Annotated in this window: 14 protein-coding genes; 11 read left to right on the top strand and 3 right to left on the bottom strand. The window is 57.9% G+C overall.

Annotated features, from left to right (window positions below; genetic code table 11):
• The first annotated feature begins 29 nt into the window (after window positions 1–29).
• From dnaK to can, 4 genes are all read left to right on the top strand, one after another.
• Window positions 30–1,970, top strand: coding sequence for a molecular chaperone DnaK (gene dnaK / locus ABI171_RS14655; RefSeq protein WP_348093282.1), 1,941 nt, complete (start codon window positions 30–32; stop codon window positions 1,968–1,970).
• A 122-nt stretch (window positions 1,971–2,092) separates the two neighbouring features.
• Complete coding sequence (gene dnaJ / locus ABI171_RS14650; RefSeq protein WP_348093281.1) at window positions 2,093–3,232, top strand: molecular chaperone DnaJ; 1,140 nt, start codon at window positions 2,093–2,095, stop codon at window positions 3,230–3,232.
• Between the two features lie 239 nt (window positions 3,233–3,471).
• Window positions 3,472–4,071: a chalcone isomerase family protein gene (locus ABI171_RS14645; protein WP_348093280.1), complete on the top strand. Its 600-nt coding sequence runs from the start codon at window positions 3,472–3,474 to the stop codon at window positions 4,069–4,071.
• A 134-nt stretch (window positions 4,072–4,205) separates the two neighbouring features.
• The gene (can, locus tag ABI171_RS14640) at window positions 4,206–4,874 is read left to right on the top strand and encodes a carbonate dehydratase (RefSeq protein ID WP_348093279.1); all 669 of its coding nucleotides are present in this window, start codon (window positions 4,206–4,208) and stop codon (window positions 4,872–4,874) included.
• Window positions 4,875–4,966: 92 nt separating this feature from the next.
• Here can and purM read toward each other — a convergent pair whose 3' ends face one another.
• Window positions 4,967–6,019 carry a phosphoribosylformylglycinamidine cyclo-ligase gene (purM, locus tag ABI171_RS14635; protein WP_348093278.1) on the bottom strand — a complete coding sequence of 351 codons (1,053 nt, stop codon included), beginning with the start codon at window positions 6,017–6,019 and terminating at the stop codon, window positions 4,967–4,969.
• Between the two features lie 119 nt (window positions 6,020–6,138).
• Between purM and ABI171_RS14630 the strand changes: the two genes are divergently transcribed.
• From ABI171_RS14630 to panB, 7 genes are all read left to right on the top strand, one after another.
• Window positions 6,139–7,221 (top strand): AI-2E family transporter, encoded by a 1,083-nt coding sequence (locus ABI171_RS14630; protein WP_348093277.1) that lies wholly within the window; start codon window positions 6,139–6,141, stop codon window positions 7,219–7,221.
• Window positions 7,222–7,301: 80 nt separating this feature from the next.
• Window positions 7,302–8,003 carry a DnaA regulatory inactivator Hda gene (gene hda / locus ABI171_RS14625; protein ID WP_348093276.1) on the top strand — a complete coding sequence of 234 codons (702 nt, stop codon included), beginning with the start codon at window positions 7,302–7,304 and terminating at the stop codon, window positions 8,001–8,003.
• A complete protein-coding gene (locus ABI171_RS14620) occupies window positions 8,000–8,674 on the top strand; it encodes an HAD family hydrolase (protein ID WP_348093275.1) in 675 nt (224 codons plus the stop codon). Before hda ends, ABI171_RS14620 begins: the two co-directional genes overlap by 4 nt.
• Complete coding sequence (gene pcnB / locus ABI171_RS14615; RefSeq protein ID WP_348093274.1) at window positions 8,671–10,038, top strand: polynucleotide adenylyltransferase PcnB; 1,368 nt, start codon at window positions 8,671–8,673, stop codon at window positions 10,036–10,038. Before ABI171_RS14620 ends, pcnB begins: the two co-directional genes overlap by 4 nt.
• A gap of 13 nt (window positions 10,039–10,051) precedes the next feature.
• A complete protein-coding gene (folK, locus tag ABI171_RS14610; RefSeq protein ID WP_348093273.1) occupies window positions 10,052–10,561 on the top strand; it encodes a 2-amino-4-hydroxy-6-hydroxymethyldihydropteridine diphosphokinase in 510 nt (169 codons plus the stop codon).
• An 83-nt stretch (window positions 10,562–10,644) separates the two neighbouring features.
• Entirely contained in the window at window positions 10,645–11,292 is a 648-nt protein-coding gene (locus tag ABI171_RS14605) for a deoxynucleoside kinase (RefSeq protein WP_348093272.1), read from the top strand.
• A gap of 2 nt (window positions 11,293–11,294) precedes the next feature.
• Window positions 11,295–12,128 carry a 3-methyl-2-oxobutanoate hydroxymethyltransferase gene (gene panB / locus ABI171_RS14600; RefSeq protein ID WP_348093271.1) on the top strand — a complete coding sequence of 278 codons (834 nt, stop codon included), beginning with the start codon at window positions 11,295–11,297 and terminating at the stop codon, window positions 12,126–12,128.
• 11 nt (window positions 12,129–12,139) lie between these two features.
• On the opposite strand, the gene ABI171_RS14595 is transcribed toward panB, so the two are convergent.
• Both ABI171_RS14595 and ABI171_RS14590 read right to left on the bottom strand, forming a co-directional pair.
• Window positions 12,140–12,640 carry a GNAT family N-acetyltransferase gene (locus ABI171_RS14595; RefSeq protein WP_348093270.1) on the bottom strand — a complete coding sequence of 167 codons (501 nt, stop codon included), beginning with the start codon at window positions 12,638–12,640 and terminating at the stop codon, window positions 12,140–12,142.
• A gap of 22 nt (window positions 12,641–12,662) precedes the next feature.
• The gene (locus ABI171_RS14590; protein WP_348093269.1) at window positions 12,663–13,538 is read right to left on the bottom strand and encodes a peptidase; all 876 of its coding nucleotides are present in this window, start codon (window positions 13,536–13,538) and stop codon (window positions 12,663–12,665) included.
• Window positions 13,539–13,541 lie beyond the last annotated feature (3 nt).

Raw genomic sequence — 13,541 nt, 5'->3', positions numbered from 1 at the left:
CATCAGATATTCAGTAAAGGACATACACCATGGGTAAAATTATCGGCATTGACTTGGGTACCACCAATTCTTGCGTTTCAGTGATTGAAAACGGTCAGCCAAAAGTGATTGAAAACTCGGAAGGCGCACGCACTACGCCATCCATCATCGCTTATCAAGAAGACGGCGAAATCCTGGTTGGCGCGCCTGCCAAGCGCCAGGCTGTGACCAATCCGACCAACACGCTGTATGCCACCAAGCGTCTGATCGGCCGCAAGTTCGACGAAAAAGAAGTGCAAAAAGACATCGCGCTGATGCCTTACCAGATCATCAAGGCCGACAACGGCGATGCATGGGTTGGCGTGCGCGACCAGAAACTGGCGCCGCCGCAAATCTCCGCAGAAGTGCTGCGCAAGATGAAGAAGACTGCCGAAGACTACCTCGGCGAAGAAGTCACCGAAGCCGTGATCACGGTGCCGGCTTACTTCAACGACGCACAACGCCAGGCGACCAAGGACGCCGGCCGTATTGCCGGTCTGGACGTCAAGCGCATCATCAACGAGCCGACTGCGGCTGCGTTGGCTTTCGGCCTGGACAAGGCAGAAAAAGGCGATCGCAAGATTGCTGTGTATGACTTGGGCGGCGGTACTTTCGACGTTTCCATCATCGAAATCGCCGATGTAGACGGCGAAAAGCAATTCGAAGTGCTGTCCACCAACGGCGATACATTCCTAGGCGGCGAAGACTTCGACCAGCGCATCATCGATTACATCCTGGACGAGTTCAAGAAGATCAACGGCATCGACCTGAAGAAAGATGCGATTGCGCTGCAACGTATCAAGGCTTCGGCAGAACGCGCCAAGATCGAACTGTCGTCCTCGCAACAGACTGAAATCAACGAACCATACATCGCCATGGCGAACGGTGCACCGATCCATCTGAACCTGAAGATGACCCGCGCCAAGCTGGAATCGCTGGTGGAAGAGTTGATCGCCAAGACTATCGAGCCTTGCCGCATCGCGATCAAGGACGCCGGCGTCAAGGTTTCCGACATCGACGACATCATCCTGGTCGGCGGCATGACCCGTATGCCTAAGGTGCAGGAAAAAGTGAAGGAATTCTTTGGCAAGGACCCACGCAAGGACGTGAATCCGGATGAAGCCGTGGCAGTTGGCGCAGCGATCCAGGGTTCGGTCTTGTCGGGCGACCGTAAAGACTTGCTGCTGCTGGACGTGACGCCTTTGTCCCTGGGTATCGAAACCATGGGCGGCGTGATGACCAAGATGATTCAAAAGAACACCACCATCCCGACCAAGTTCAGCCAGGTGTTCTCGACAGCCGACGACAACCAGCCTGCGGTCACCATCAAGGTGTTCCAGGGTGAGCGCGAAATAGCTGCCGGTAACAAGGGCCTGGGCGAATTCAACCTGGAAGGCATCCCGCCGGCATCGCGCGGCACGCCGCAGATCGAAGTGACCTTCGACATCGACGCCAACGGTATTCTGCACGTCGGCGCCAAAGACAAGGCAACCGGCAAGGAAAACAAGATCACCATCAAGGCCAACTCCGGCTTGACCGAAGAAGAGATCCAGAAGATGGTGCGTGATGCTGAGGCGAATGCCGAGGGCGACAAGCTCTTGAAAGAAGCTGCCGAAGCGCGCAATCAAGGCGATGCGTTGGTCCATTCGACCAAGAAATCGCTGGTTGAATACGGCGACAAGCTGGAAGCCGCCGAGAAGGCAAGCATTGAAGCGGCGATCAAGGAGCTGGAAGAAGCGTTGAAGGGCAGCGACAAGGCTGCCATCGACAACAAGACAGCAGCCTTGACTACTGCGGCGCAAAAGCTCGGTGAAAAGATGTATGCCGACATGCAGGCGCAGCAAGCTGCCGCCGGCGGTGCTGAAGCCGGCGCGGGTGCTGCAGGTGCAGAAGCGAAGCCGAAGGAAGACGACGTCGTTGACGCCGATTTCAAGGAAGTGAAAGACAAGTAAGGTCTTCGTCAGCGATGGCCTGCCAGTGTAAATTGACAAGCCATCGCGAAGACGCGCCGGGCAGATGCCATCCTTAGGATGCTCTGTTCGGCGTTTTCGCTTAAACAACAGGGTGCAAAAAGATGGCGAAGCGTGATTTTTACGAAATACTGGGTGTTGCGAAAAACGCTACTGATGATGACATCAAGAAGGCGTATCGCAAGCTCGCAATGAAGCATCATCCGGACCGCAATCCGGACAGCAAAGGCGCGGAAGACAAGTTCAAGGAGGCGAAAGAAGCCTACGAGATGCTGTCCGACCCGCAAAAGCGCGATGCCTATGACCGTTACGGCCACGCCGGCGTCGATCCCAACATGGGTGGCGGCGGTGGTGGCGGCGCAGGCGGCTTTGCCGATGCGTTCGGCGACATCTTCGGCGATATTTTCGGCGGCGGCGGCGGCGGTGGTGGCCGCGGCGGCCGTGGCGGTGGTCCGCAAGTGTATCGCGGCGCCGATTTGCGCTATAACCTGGAAATCACGCTGGAACAAGCCGCGCACGGCTTCGACACTACCATCCGGGTGCCATCCTGGGACGAGTGCGAACCTTGCCATGGCAGCGGCGCCAAGCCGGGTACCGAGCCGATTACTTGCCCGACCTGTGGCGGTCATGGCCAGGTACGCATGCAGCAAGGCTTTTTCAGCATCCAGCAAACCTGCCCGAAATGCCACGGCAGCGGCAAGATCATTCCCGAGCCTTGCCCGTCTTGCGCCGGCGCCGGCCGCATCAAGCGCAACAAGACGCTGGAAGTAAAGATCCCGTCCGGCATCGACGACGGCATGCGCATTCGCTCTTCCGGCAACGGCGAGCCAGGCATGAACGGCGGCCCGACCGGCGACTTGTACGTGGAAATCCATATCAAGCCGCACGCCGTGTTCCAGCGCGAAGGCGACGACCTGCATTGCGAAATGCCGATCTCGTTTGCCAAAGCAGCCTTGGGCGGCGAGATCGAAGTGCCCACCTTGAACGGCAAGGCCTCCTTCACGATTCCCGACGGCACCCAGTCAGGCAAGACTTTCCGCCTGCGCAGCAAGGGTATCAAGGGCGTACGCTCGGGCTATGCCGGCGACCTGTTCTGCCACGTCGTGGTGGAAACGCCAGTCAAGCTGAGCGACCGCCAGAAGGAATTGCTGCAAGAGTTCGAACAACTGACCAGCGAAGGCGGCGCCAAGCACAGCCCGCAAAGCAAGTCGTGGAAAGACAAGGTCAAAGAGTTTTTTGAGTAAACCCGAGTTGGCTTAGTTTACCTTTCTGACTCTTGACCCCTGAAAAACGCCAGCCCCAAAGCTGGCGTTTTTTTATGGCTGGTCCGCTGACTGGCCGAGCAGGCATGTACTGCCATCATTAACAAATTCTTTATTGCATAATCTTGCGCGGCTCTCTATCCTGTATAGGGTAATAATAAAACGATCGTTCTTTTATTTTCGATCAATACAAACTCCATATACAAACCATAGGAGGAGACATGAAGATAGTTGCTCAATTAAAGCGTGCAACGGCTTGCGCCTGCGTGCTGTCCGGACTGCTGCTGGCGCACAGTGCATTTGCGCTTGACCTGGCCGGCGTCAAGATCGAGGAAACCGCCAAGGTCGCTAACCAGGACTTGAAGCTGAATGGCGCCGGGATACGCTATAAAGTCATTTTCAAAGTCTATACGGCAGCCCTTTACCTGACAGAGAAAAAGACCACCGTACCCGATGTGCTGGCCGCGCCGGGGCCGCGTCGCATCGAGCTGGTCATGCTGCGCGATGTCAGCAGCGAGGATTTCAGCCGCGCTTTCATGGCAGGTATCCAGAACAATGTCGATAAGGGCGACAAAGGCAAGATCATCAATCAGCTTCTGAAATTCGGCGAATTATTTGCCTCGATTCCGGAGTTGAAAAAGGGCGATGTGCTGACCACCGACTGGATTCCCGGCGTCGGCACGCAAATCCATTTCAATGGCAAGCCGGTTTCGGAGACTTTGCCGGATCAGGTTTTCTATAATGCGCTGCTGAAAATCTGGCTCGGCGAGAAGCCGGCCGACAGCAGGCTGAAGCCCCTGCTGCTGGGTCAGCCGGCATAGAACCTGTCTGCACGCATACCCACTATTGGATAAAAGTTGATGAAGAAAGCCGGTTTTCTATAAAATAAGGTCCAGGATGTCGTGCAGGTATTGCTTAAATACCAAGCAGATGGAACTTTATTGAATAGAAAACGATGACAGCAAACAACAAGCAATCCCTGACCCGAGAAGATCTTTTCCAGAGAAACCGTGAGTGGGCGGCGGCCATCACCGCCCGCGATCCGGAGTTTTTCAAAACTCTGGCGTCGCAACAGACGCCTGAATATTTCTGGATCGGGTGTTCCGACAGCAGGGTTCCGGCGAATGAATTGCTGGGCTTGTTGCCGGGTGAGCTGTTCGTGCACCGGAATATAGCCAACGTGGTGGCGCATAGCGATCTGAACTGCTTATCGGTGCTGCAATTTGCGGTCGACGTGCTGAAGGTCAAGCACGTCTTTGTGGTCGGCCACTATGGTTGTTCCGGCGTCCATGCAGCGCTGACCAAGCGCCGTGTCGGCCTGGCGGATAACTGGTTGCGCCATGTTGAAGATGTGCAGCAGAAACACGAGCGTTATCTGGGTGAAGCCTTGCCGGAAAAACTGCGTCATGACCGCCTTTGCGAGCTCAATTCGATGGAGCAGGTGGCCAACATCTGCCGCACCACGATCGTCCAGGACGCCTGGGAACGGGGCCAGCCGCTGACCATCCATAGCTGGGTGTATGGATTGCAGGATGGTTTGCTGCGGGATCTGGGCGTCACCGTCAGCTGCATGTCGGAGCTGACGAATGGCATGGAAACCAGCTTGAAGCGTTATGAGGATTAAACCGATTAAACCGATCGGGAATGATTGGTATGGTTAACAAAAAACGGCCTGCAGATGCAGGCCGTTTTTTTATGACAGATCCAGATGATTGCTTAGATCACGATGGTTTGCGCTTCGCCTTCGGCGCGGGCGCGGATTTCACCGATGATGTTGACGGTCTCGCCGGCAGCGGTCAATTGCGCTACTGCTGCAGCGGCATTTTCCTTGGCCACGATCACTGTCATGCCGATACCGCAGTTGAACACACGGTGCATCTCGGCATCGGCCACCTGGCCGTGCTGCTGCAGCCAGGTGAACAGCGGCGGCATGGTCCAGGAGTCGCTGCGCAGTTCGGCCGTCAGATGATCTTGCAGCACGCGCGGGATATTTTCCACCAGGCCGCCGCCGGTGATGTGCACCATGCCTTTGACTTCCATCGATTCCATCAGCGCCAGCAGCGGCTTGACGTAGATGCGGGTCGGTTCCATCAGCACGTCGGCCAGCTTGCGGCCATGGAAATCGGCATCCAGGTCAGGCTGGGCGACATCGACGATCTTGCGCACCAGCGAGTAGCCATTGGAATGCGCGCCGGAGGAAGCCAGGCCCAGCACTACATCGCCCGGGGTAATCTTGGTGCCGTCAATCAGCTTGGATTTTTCCACCGCACCGACAGCGAAGCCGGCCAGGTCGTATTCGCCATCCGGATACATGCTCGGCATTTCAGCGGTTTCGCCGCCGATCAGTGCGCAGCCGGCCAGTTCGCAACCCTTGGCGATACCCTTGATGACATCGGTGGCGCTCGGCACATCCAGTTTGCCGCAAGCGAAATAATCGAGAAAAAACAGCGGCTCGGCGCCTTGCACCAGGATATCGTTGACGCTCATCGCCACCAGGTCGATGCCGACCGTATCGTGGCGCTTCAGGAGGAAAGCCAGCTTCAGCTTGGTGCCGACGCCGTCGGTGCCGGACACCAGCACCGGTTCCTTGAACTTCTTGCTGATCTCGAACAAGGCGCCGAAACCGCCGATGCCGCCCATCACGCCTTCACGCATGGTGCGTTTTGCGAAGGGCTTGATGGCCTCGACCAAGGCGTCGCCAGCGTCGATGTCGACACCGGCGTCACGGTAAGAGAGGGGCACGTTCGAAACGTTTGAAGAGGAAGTCATGATGTGATTGGCGGCAGAGGCGGTAAAATAGAGGAATTCGGCCACGCATCAGATAAATACGGCCAAATGCGCGGTAAAAGCGGTATTTTATCAAACCGATCCACCAAACTCTCGATTCCATGCCATTTTCTTTTACTGACGAACAAAAACAAACCGCATTGTGGCTGGGAATCGGTCTTCTGCTAGTGGCGTTGATGGTTGCTCTGGGGCCGATCCTGACCCCTTTCATCGCCTCCGCGATCCTGGCCTATGCCCTCAACCCGGGCGTGGACTGGCTGTCGCGCCGGCGCATCGGCAAGTTTCCCTTCCCGCGGGCGCTGGCGGTGCTGATCGTGATACTGCTGCTGGTGTTCGCGATCCTGGCGGTGATCCTGATCGTGATTCCGGTGCTGCGCAAGGAATTGCCTTTATTGCAAAACCAGATTCCGACCTTCCTGACCAAGCTGGACGGCCTGATCGGCCCGCATTTGCAGGACTTCGGCATCAATGTGCGGTTGGATGGCACCGGCATCAAAGAGATGCTGACCAAACAACTTTCCACCAGCGGCGATGAAATCTGGGCTTCGGTGCTGGCCTCGGTCAAGGTTGGCGGCACGGCAGTCCTGGGCTGGTTGGCTACTATCCTGCTGGTTCCTGTGGTGTTGTTTTATTTGTTGCAGGACTGGCATTCGATCGTCGACCGCGTCGGCAAGCTGGTGCCGCGCCGTTGGCAGGGCAAGACCGCCGACATGACCCAAGAGGTGGATAGCCTGCTGGCGCAATATTTGCGCGGTCAATTGCTGGTAATGTTGGTTCTGGCGATTTATTATTCGACCGGGCTGGCGATTGCCGGTTTTGACGTAGCGTTGCCGGTTGGTATTATTACCGGCTTGCTGGTATTTATTCCCTACGTCGGCTTCGGTCTCGGGCTGGTGCTGGCGCTGATTGCGGCGATGCTGCAATTCGACGGCTTGCATGGTTTGATCGCCGTCGCCATCGTCTACGGTATCGGCCAGGTGCTGGAGAGTTTCATCCTGACCCCGCGCCTGGTCGGCGAACGCATCGGCCTGCACCCGCTGGTAGTGATTTTTGCCCTGATGGCTTTCGGCCAGCTGTTCGGCTTCGTCGGCATCTTGCTGGCCTTGCCGTGTTCAGCTGTGATGTCGGTCTTGGTCAAGCATATAAAGGCGCATTACCTCAAGAGCAGTTTTTATCAACATTGATTACTATTAAATAAATTAAAGGGGACTCGAACAACCGTAGCCGGTTGTTCGAGTCCCCATCGCAAGATGAAGAAACGAGCATGAGGCAGTTAACGCTGGACATAACTGCGGAAGAACCGCAGACCCTGGCCACTTTCGTGGTCGGGCAAAATCAAGAAGCCTTACAGTTCTTGCAGCGTTTGGTCGCGCCTACCGCGACAACCCTCACCGCGCCCGGCGATCGTTTCGTCTATCTGTGGGGCGGCGCCGGCGCCGGCAAAAGCCATGTGCTGAACGCTTTGGCCAGCAGCACCGGCGCGCGCCTGATCCGCGGCAGCCAGTACAACGGCGACGTCTTCAATTTTGCGCCGGAAGTACCGGGCTACCTGATCGACGATTGCGACAAGCTGTCGGCCGGCGACCAGATCGAAGCCTTCAACCTGTTCAATCAGATCCGCGAACATGGCGGCTGGCTGGTCACCAGCGGCCAGCTGCCGCCGTCCGAGCTGAGCGTGCGCGAAGATTTCCGCACCCGTCTCGGCTGGGGGCTGATTTACCAGCTGCACGGCCTCAGCGACGAAGAAAAAATCGCTGCATTGACGCACGCGGCGCAAGTGCGCGGCCTGCACCTGTCGAGCGGCGTGTTACCCTATCTCATTACGCATTTCCGGCGCGATATGCGGTCCCTGACCTCCATGCTGAACGAGCTGGACCGCTTTTCGCTGGAGACCCAGCGTCCTATAACGCTGCCTTTGCTGCGCAGCTTGTTGCAACTCGAATCCGAAGATAACAAACCACTATGAACCTGGCTTTATTCGACCTTGACCATACGCTGCTGCCCGTCGATTCCGACTATGAATGGGGGCAGTTCCTGGCGCGCATCGGCGCAGTCGACCCTGACGCTTTCGAAAAGAGCAACGCCGAGTGGTTCGCCCAGTACCAGGCCGGCACGCTGGACCCGGTCAAATATCTGGAATTCGCCTTCGGCACCTTGTCCAAGTTCCCGCGCAAGCAGCTGGATGCCTGGCATGAGCAGTTCATGCAGCAGGTGATCCTGCCGCAGATTACTCCTGCCGCCCGTGCGCTGTTGCAAACGCACCAGGATGCCGGCGACCTGGTGGCGATCGTGACGGCCACCAACAGTTTCGTCACCGAGCCGATCGCCAAGGCGCTGGGGGTCGATTTCCTGATCGCCTCCGACCCGGAAACCACCGGCGACGGCGAGATCACCGGCAAGCTGCTCGATACGCCAACCTACGGCCCTGGCAAAGTCACCCATACCCATGCCTGGCTGGCGACCATGGACATGAACCTGGCCAGCTTCCCGCGCAGTTATTTCTATAGCGATTCGCACAACGACCTGCCGCTGATGGCGCTGGTTACCGACCCCATCGCCACCAATCCGAATGCTCGCCTGAAAGAGCACGCAATTGCCAACGGCTGGCCCATCCTGAATTTATTCGACGCGCAATGATCAAGAAGCTGATTCGCTCCCTCCTTGGGAAAAAGAAAAAAGATCCCACCCAACCGTTGATACTCGGCCCGAAACAGCACGGCATCAATCCGCAACTGGTCTCGCCCAACGCGGTCCGGGTCACCAAGACGCTGCAGGACAACGGCTACAAGGCCTTCATCGTCGGCGGCGCGGTGCGCGATTTGCTGCTGGGGGTCAAGCCTAAGGATTTCGACGTCGCCACCAACGCCACGCCGGAACAGGTCAAGCGCTTGTTCCGTCGTGCTTTCATCATCGGCAAGCGTTTCCAGATTGTGCACGTGATGTTCGGTCAGGAGCTGATCGAAGTCACCACCTTCCGCGGTGCGTCCTCCGACGGTTCGCCGAAAGACGAACATGGCCGGGTGCTGCGCGACAATACCTTCGGCGAACAGCACGAAGATGCAGTGCGGCGCGATTTCACCATCAATGCGATGTACTACGATCCAGCCACCGAAAGCGTGCTGGATTACCACGGCGGCATCGACGATATTCGCGCCAAGACTTTGCGCATCATTGGCGAGCCGGAAGCGCGCTTCCGCGAAGATCCGATACGCATGTTGCGCATCGTGCGCTTCGCTGCCAAGCTTAAATTTACGATCGATCCTGCCACCCGCGCACCGATCCCGGTGATGGCGGCGCTGATCGACAACGTGCCGGCGGCGCGCGTGTTCGATGAAATGCTGAAATTGCTGATGAGCGGCCATGCGCTGGCTTGCCTGCAGCAATTGCGTAAGGAAGGCTTGCATCACGGCTTGCTGCCTTTGCTGGACGTGGTGCTGGAACAGCCGTTGGGCGAAAAATTCGTTACGCTGGCGCTGGCCAACACCGACATCCGCGTGCAGCAAGGCAAGCCGGTTTCGCCGGGCTTCCTGTTCGCCTCGCTGCTATGGCATCAGGTGCTGGAAAAATGGAGTGCCTACAAGGCCGCCGGCGAATTCCCGATTCCGGCGCTGCATCTGGCCGCCGACGATGTGCTGGAAGCGCAAATCGACAAGCTGGCCCTGCAACGCAAGATTGCCTCCGACATGCGCGACATATGGGCTATGCAGCCGCGCTTCGAGCGCCGCGTCGGCAAGGCGCCGTACAAGCTGCTGGAACATCTGCGCTTGCGTGCCGGTTACGATTTCCTGTTGCTGCGTTGCGCCTCGGGCGAGATCGATAGCGAAATGGGCGAATGGTGGACTGCCTTCATGGAAGGCGAGGGCGACGAGCGCGAAGCGCTGCTGGCGCAAAAGCCGAAAGTCGCAGCCGAAGCTGTACCTGCCAAGAAGCGCCCGCGGCGGCGCGGTTCGCGCAGTGGCGCCAAGCCAGTGAACCCGGACAGCCGCGGCAACGACGATTGAGGCAGGTGGTGTTATGACATCGACGGCAATCGTTAATCCGACTGGTCCTCTGGTGACTGCATACATCGGCGTCGGCGCCAATCTCGGCGACGCCGCCTCACAGGTGCAACGCGCCATCCTGCAACTCGGCAAGCTGCCGCATACCAGCCTGGCCCGTCAGTCAAGCCTGTTCCGTACCGCGCCGCTGGATGCCGGCGGCGACGATTACGTCAACGCTGTAGCATGCATCAAGACTGGTTTGAGCGCGCATGACCTGTTGCAAGGTTTGCAGCAGATCGAGCAGGACTTCGGCCGCGAGCGTCCTTACCAGAATGCGCCGCGTACGCTGGACCTGGACCTGCTGTTGTATGGCCAGGAAAACATCAAGGATGAGGTCCTGACAGTGCCGCATCCACGCATGATGCAACGCGCTTTCGTTCTGATTCCCCTGTTGCAGATCGATCCCTTCATCGTCATTCCGAATCACGGCCCGGCGCACCAGTTCGCCCCGCAAGTAGCGGACCAGTTGATCCGCAAACTATAAATCCGCTTTTTCCGGACAGCCTGCCGGATGCGACAGCTTCTGGCACACTGTCATCTTTGCTCACGCGGCATTCACGGCTGAACATGAATCTAGATAGTTATAAATACATCGTGGTAGAAGGTCCGATCGGCGCCGGCAAGACCACGCTGGCCAACAAGATCGCCGCCCATCTGGGCGCCAAGGTCTTGCTGGAACAGCCACAGGCCAATCCTTTCCTGGAAAAGTTTTACCGCGACGCCGCGCGCTATGCGTTGTCGACGCAGATGTTTTTCCTGTTCCAGCGGATTAACCAGTTGCGCGAGATCGCCCAGGACGATCTGTTCGACAGCCCCGGCCATCTGGTCGCCGATTTCCTGTTGGCCAAGGATGCCATTTTCGCCAACCTGACCCTGGCCGACGAAGAGCTCAAGCTGTACCAGCAGATGTATGATCATCTGCGGCCGCAGGCGGCGACGCCGGATCTGGTGATCTACCTGCAAGCCGAACCCGAGACATTGCTGGAGCGCATCAAGAAGCGCGGCATCGACATGGAAACCGGCATTTCGCAGGATTACCTGGCGCGCCTGTGCGAAAGCTACAGCCGCTTCTTTTATCACTATGACGATGCGCCGCTGTTGATCGTCAATAACGAACACCTGGACCTGGCCGGCAGCGATGCCGATTTCAGCCTACTCCTGGCGCGTATCGACAGCATGCGCGGCAGGCGTGAATTTTTCAATCGTGGAGAATGACAATGGCAGCTTATTTACAAGGTAGCGATCCCGCCGCAGCGCGCAGCAAACTGGTGACGATTCCGGCGCTGCAGGCGATGCGGGACAAAGGCGAAAAGATCACCATGCTGACCTGTTATGACGCCAGCTTTGCGGCCTTGATGGACCGCTGCGGCGTCGAGACGCTGTTGATCGGCGACTCGCTTGGCATGGTTTGCCAGGGCCACGGCTCTACCTTGCCGGTGACGGTGCAAGACATCGCGTACCACACTGCCAGCGTCGCACGCGGCAACAAGACAGCGCTGGTGCTGGCCGACCTGCCGTTCGGCGCCTACGCCACGCCGGAAAGCGCTTTTGCCAACGCTGTGCCGGTGATCCAGGCGGGCGCGCAGATGGTCAAGATAGAAGGCGGCACCTGGCTGGCGCCGACCATACGCTTCCTGACTGAACGGGCGGTTCCGGTCTGCGGCCATCTGGGTCTGACGCCGCAATCGGTGCATCAGATGGGCGGCTATAAAGTACAAGGCAAAACCAGCGCAGCGGCTGAACAATTGAAAGCCGACGCCCTGGCCTTGCAGGAAGCGGGCGCAAGTTTGCTGGTGCTGGAAGCGATCCCGGCAGTGCTCGGTAAAGAAATCAGCGAACTGCTGACGATTCCAACCATCGGCATCGGCGCCGGACCGGACTGCTCAGGCCAGGTCTTGGTGATGCACGATCTGATGGGGGTTTTCCCGGGACACAAAGCGCGCTTCGTGAAGGATTTCATGGAAGGCCAGACCAGCATCGATGCGGCTGTGCTGGCGTATGTCCGTGCCGTGAAAGACAAATCGTTTCCGGCGCCGGAACACTGCTTCTGATACGGCGGCTTCTACTGAAGCTGCATCGTCATTTCATGCCAGGCCATGCCGCCATGATCCGACTCTGAAACCTTGACGTAGTTGAAGCCAAGGCTTTCGTAGAGGGAGACGTGGCGCTCCTTGCACATCAGATGGATGCTGGATTTGTGCAAGGCGCGCATGCGGGCGATGAAGTCGTTCATCAATTGCCTGGCAATGCCGCGCCCCTGGAAAGCGGGATGTACCACCACCGACATGATCACCACATGTGGTCCGTCCGGATCGTGGCCGATCAGCTCCTTGAATTCCTCGTTCGACATCTCGACCTCAAAAGCCGAACCGCCGTTGATGAATCCGGCCACCACGCCATCTGTCTCCAGCACGATAAAGCCCTGCGGCCAGGTAGCGATACGGGTGGAGATTTTTTCCTTGGTGGCGGCTTCGTCGCCTTCGTAGGAAACCGACTCGATCTCGTAGCAGCGCTCGAGATCAGCGCTGGTGACGAGACGGATCAAGCTGCTGTATGAGGCCATGTGGGAGTCAAGCAGTCCAGGTTTAGTGTTGCTCTTTACTGTCCGGTCCTTGCGCCAGGGTCTGCAGCGGTACCGGCTGGGCGGGATTGGCATTGGCTGCAGGCGGCGCTTGCACCAGCGGTTCGTTGTGCGAGCCCTTGGCCAGCACCACGTTAGGGACCGTATCCGGATTGGCGTTCCAGACTGGATCGGCGAGGCCGTTAAACACGGCGGTCAGCTGCTTGCCCCAGTTTTCGTGGATCATCTGGAAGTACTGGTTCTTTTCGTCGATGGTAACGAAGCGGGTCACGGCCAGCGTGTCTTCGCCATACAGCAACAGATCGAGTGGCAAGCCGACCGAGATGTTGGAGCGCATGGTCGAGTCCATCGAGATGAGCGCGCATTTTGCCGCCTGGTCCAGCGTCGAAGACGGCTTGACTACGCGATCGAGGATAGGCTTGCCGTACTTGGCTTCGCCAATCTGGAAGTAAGTGTTTTCATTCAGAGATTCGATGAAATTGCCGGCCGAGTAAACCTGGAACAAGCGGCAGCCTTCGCCCTTGATCTGGCCGCCGAAAATGATGCCGACATTGAAATCGATGCCGAATTTTTCCAGTTTCGCAGCTTCGCGGTCATAGATGATGCGCACTGCTTCGCCGACAATCTGCGCCGCTTCATACATCGTGGCGACGGTCCAGATGGTCTTGCCGGCGGCATTCACATACTCGCCGATGACTTGCTTGACCGATTGCGAAATGGAGAGGTTGCCGGCGGTCATGAACACCATCAGGCGCTCGCCCGGGTTCTCGAACACGCTCATCTTGCGCGCCGTAGCGACATGGTCCACTCCGGCATTGGTGCGGGAGTCGGAGAGGAAGACCAGACCGGAGTCCAGGCGCAGAGCGACGCAGTAAGTCATGAT

It is taken from the genome of Collimonas sp. (assembly GCF_039923675.1).
Classification (GTDB): Bacteria; Pseudomonadota; Gammaproteobacteria; order Burkholderiales; family Burkholderiaceae_D; genus Collimonas.
The sequence above is the reverse complement of the archived record's forward strand: the minus strand, read 5'-3'. Positions and strand labels throughout refer to the sequence as shown.

Coding starts and splice junctions, on each gene's coding strand:
- dnaK (WP_348093282.1), top strand. CDS start 30: ATGGGTAAAATTATCGGCATTGACTTGGGTACCACCAATTCTTGCGTT.
- dnaJ (WP_348093281.1), top strand. CDS start 2,093: ATGGCGAAGCGTGATTTTTACGAAATACTGGGTGTTGCGAAAAACGCT.
- ABI171_RS14645 (WP_348093280.1), top strand. CDS start 3,472: ATGAAGATAGTTGCTCAATTAAAGCGTGCAACGGCTTGCGCCTGCGTG.
- can (WP_348093279.1), top strand. CDS start 4,206: ATGACAGCAAACAACAAGCAATCCCTGACCCGAGAAGATCTTTTCCAG.
- purM (WP_348093278.1), bottom strand. CDS start 6,019: ATGACTTCCTCTTCAAACGTTTCGAACGTGCCCCTCTCTTACCGTGAC.
- ABI171_RS14630 (WP_348093277.1), top strand. CDS start 6,139: ATGCCATTTTCTTTTACTGACGAACAAAAACAAACCGCATTGTGGCTG.
- hda (WP_348093276.1), top strand. CDS start 7,302: ATGAGGCAGTTAACGCTGGACATAACTGCGGAAGAACCGCAGACCCTG.
- ABI171_RS14620 (WP_348093275.1), top strand. CDS start 8,000: ATGAACCTGGCTTTATTCGACCTTGACCATACGCTGCTGCCCGTCGAT.
- pcnB (WP_348093274.1), top strand. CDS start 8,671: ATGATCAAGAAGCTGATTCGCTCCCTCCTTGGGAAAAAGAAAAAAGAT.
- folK (WP_348093273.1), top strand. CDS start 10,052: ATGACATCGACGGCAATCGTTAATCCGACTGGTCCTCTGGTGACTGCA.
- ABI171_RS14605 (WP_348093272.1), top strand. CDS start 10,645: ATGAATCTAGATAGTTATAAATACATCGTGGTAGAAGGTCCGATCGGC.
- panB (WP_348093271.1), top strand. CDS start 11,295: ATGGCAGCTTATTTACAAGGTAGCGATCCCGCCGCAGCGCGCAGCAAA.
- ABI171_RS14595 (WP_348093270.1), bottom strand. CDS start 12,640: ATGGCCTCATACAGCAGCTTGATCCGTCTCGTCACCAGCGCTGATCTC.
- ABI171_RS14590 (WP_348093269.1), bottom strand. CDS start 13,538: ATGACTTACTGCGTCGCTCTGCGCCTGGACTCCGGTCTGGTCTTCCTC.